The organism is Myxococcus eversor, assembly GCF_010894455.1.
GTDB lineage: Bacteria > Myxococcota > Myxococcia > Myxococcales > Myxococcaceae > Myxococcus > Myxococcus eversor.
This window is the reverse complement of record NZ_JAAIXY010000059.1, coordinates 1-2,437: the sequence shown is the minus strand read 5'-3', so window position 1 is coordinate 2,437 and position 2,437 is coordinate 1. Positions and strand designations below refer to the sequence as shown.

The window sequence follows — 2,437 nt, the reverse complement described above, 5'->3', positions numbered from 1 at the left end:
GTCTTCTACAACCGTCAGCGTCGCCACTCCTCGCTGGGCTACGTAAGCCCGGTGGAGTATGAGCGGACAGCCTCACCGGTTGCGCAGGCAGCATAACCACGCTGTCCACGGAACCGGGGCAAGCTCACAGCCCACGGGAAACGACAGAATGGACAGATATAGAAGAATGCGTTGTGACAGGTTGGCCATGGCAGGTCCTCCTCGGGGGGGGAGGCGGAGGACCCGACGCACGGGCCATCCCATCCCTGAATCCAGACGATGGAGTGGGGTGGAGGTACTTGCTCCGTGATGTGTATCTATTTCCGACGGACCGTCCGGGGTGCGTGGAGATGTGTGTGGAGGTAGATGGGGAAGGCGTCTTCCTCATACTCCTTCCCTGTCGCGAGAGGTGAGTGCCCCTCAAGCAGGGGCGGAGCCGGTGCTGGAGGAGGAGAGGGCGTGTGTCTGCTGGAGGCGACATCTTCCCTGACACAGGGACTCCTCGGCGCCCCTGCCAGGGGGGAGACCGTCTCGGTTGGTTTCACCAAGGCGCTTCCCCGTTTCCCGCGCGTCCCTGCTCGACATCTACACCCTTGTCGGGGCAGGACCGGCCCACGCTTCTCGGAGATGAGCGCGGCTTGCGTTTCTCACTTGTAGGAAGCGAACAGCTTCTTGAAATCGCGGCCGACCCAGCCCGCCCCGTGGAGCGCCTCCGAGCTGACATAGGCAACGAGAACATCTCGCTCCAGGACCAGCTTGGCCTCTCCTTTCTTGTACACGCACTTGAGCGACTTGACCTTCTTGACGAACTCCTCGTAGCACGCCTTGTTGTCCATGCAGTTCATGCCGGGACCGGGCTGACTGGCGCTCATTGGAAAGATGGCGCCGCCGCAAAGGGCGCTCGGGAGGTTTTCATCAGCTTCATCGGCATAGTGCTGGTTGAAGGAGGTGCGATCGATCGTGCAGGGGAGGACCTTCCACTTCGACCGCCCATCTTTCGACTTGGGTGCTCCTCGGTAGATGCTGTCTTCGGAATAGGGATTCCAATTCTCGTTGAGGGGCGTGCAATACCCATTCTTGAGGGATGCTTCGTAGCCCTCCCAGGCCTCCGCTGAGGTGTCCTTGATAGGAAGCGCGTACACCGCGCCGGCGGTGATGGTCGCTCCCAGCATTGCAATCCCAAGATATCGTTTCTTCATCGTGGCTTCCTTCGTGGGCGTGAATAATGACTGGCCATAATCCAAGACATCGGATTCATGACCTTGCCATCTTCTTATGGATGAAGGTCGGCCACAAGGGGACAGCGGCGACACGGCTCCGGCGCCCGGGCGTTGCCTGGGACAAGAAAGACATCAGCTCGGCTCGGCGGCGCCCGGTCTCCTCGGGCTTGTCTGATTCTTGGGTGGGCACAGGGGCTGCGCCCCTTCATCGCCGGGTACCAGGCCTGCGAAGGCGAGCTTCGGGGCTGAGCCTCATAAGTGCACACCCTGCCGTCGGGCTACCTGGAAAGCCAGGACGACCGCCAGGGCCGCCCCCGCCAAGGTCAGGCCGACGGCGGCCGCCGCCAGCAGCAGCCCCTTGCCCCAGCCCGGAACCCCGAGGACGGCGCGCGCGCGGCCGACGGTCGTTGCCGGCCAGCAGCGCGCCGATGGCCCGTTGGCTCAGCGCCATGAACAACCCCTGGAACGCCCGCCAGACCACGTGAACAGGGGTGAGGAAGAAAGACCGTGGGGTAGGGGCTGAGCCATCCCCTCATCTGAAGCCGAGCGCTTCTTGGAAGACATGGTGGCGGTGGAGGAGTTCGGCGAAGCGTTCAACGAGGGGCCGCAATCGCTCCTCCTTCATCATCGGGATGGCTTGGTAATACATGCAGCCCTGGCGGAAGAGCGGGTAGGTGCGAGTCTTCACCGTGTGGGCCTTCAGCCCCTTCTTCATGCCGAGGCTCGCGCCAGCGGCTCCCAGCAGCTTCAGCAGCACGTGCGCCATGGCGCTCACCAGCAGCGGCCTGTCTCTGCGCTCGGGACTCTTCACTCGCACCGAGGACCGTCCCATCCCCAATCTCAAATCCTTCACGTTCCGGAACGTCTCCTCGCACGAGAAGCGCCGGGAGTAGAGGTCCACCACCCGACGCGCGCTGGCGGCCCCCAGGCTGGTGGCCAGGCACCACGACTCCTTCATGCCCTTCTGATGAGCCAGCACCCCCGCCGGTACTGGCGTCCGGTCCGCCGTCGCGCGCACGCCGGTCAGCTTCTTGGCGTGCCCGCTGGTGGGCATCCACCCGGCCGCCGATTGCCGCGAGACGCCGGGTTAGGTCCACCCGCACGTCCTTGCTGTTGCTGAGCGAAGTGGTTGATGGAGAGCGCGGTCGCGACGAGCGCGCTGGTTGCCGGGAAGGAATGTTGCAGGCCGCGCGGAGTCCAGCAGCGAGCCGGATGCTGGCACGCCACGCTGGGTGAGG

At 64.1% G+C, this 2,437-nt stretch carries 3 protein-coding genes; 1 reads left to right on the top strand and 2 read right to left on the bottom strand.

Going from position 1 to position 2,437, the window contains the following annotated elements:
- Positions 1-96 (top strand): IS3 family transposase (locus G4D83_RS47385; RefSeq protein ID WP_420826686.1); only part of this gene is annotated, 96 nt, incomplete at its 5' end.
- A gap of 530 nt (positions 97-626) precedes the next feature.
- Here the strand turns inward: G4D83_RS47385 and G4D83_RS45095 are convergent.
- Both G4D83_RS45095 and G4D83_RS45090 read right to left on the bottom strand, forming a co-directional pair.
- Complete coding sequence (locus G4D83_RS45095; RefSeq protein ID WP_163871149.1) at positions 627-1,178, bottom strand: hypothetical protein; 552 nt, start codon at positions 1,176-1,178, stop codon at positions 627-629.
- Positions 1,179-1,731: 553 nt separating this feature from the next.
- On the bottom strand, positions 1,732-2,253 hold the full coding sequence (locus G4D83_RS45090) for a hypothetical protein (RefSeq protein ID WP_240357191.1): 522 nt from the start codon (positions 2,251-2,253) through the stop codon (positions 1,732-1,734).
- Positions 2,254-2,437: the final 184 nt, after the last annotated feature.

Excerpts from the sequence above, each read along its gene's own strand:
- G4D83_RS45095 (WP_163871149.1), bottom strand. The coding sequence starts at position 1,178 with ATGAAGAAACGATATCTTGGGATTGCAATGCTGGGAGCGACCATCACC.
- G4D83_RS45090 (WP_240357191.1), bottom strand. The coding sequence starts at position 2,253 with ATGCCCACCAGCGGGCACGCCAAGAAGCTGACCGGCGTGCGCGCGACG.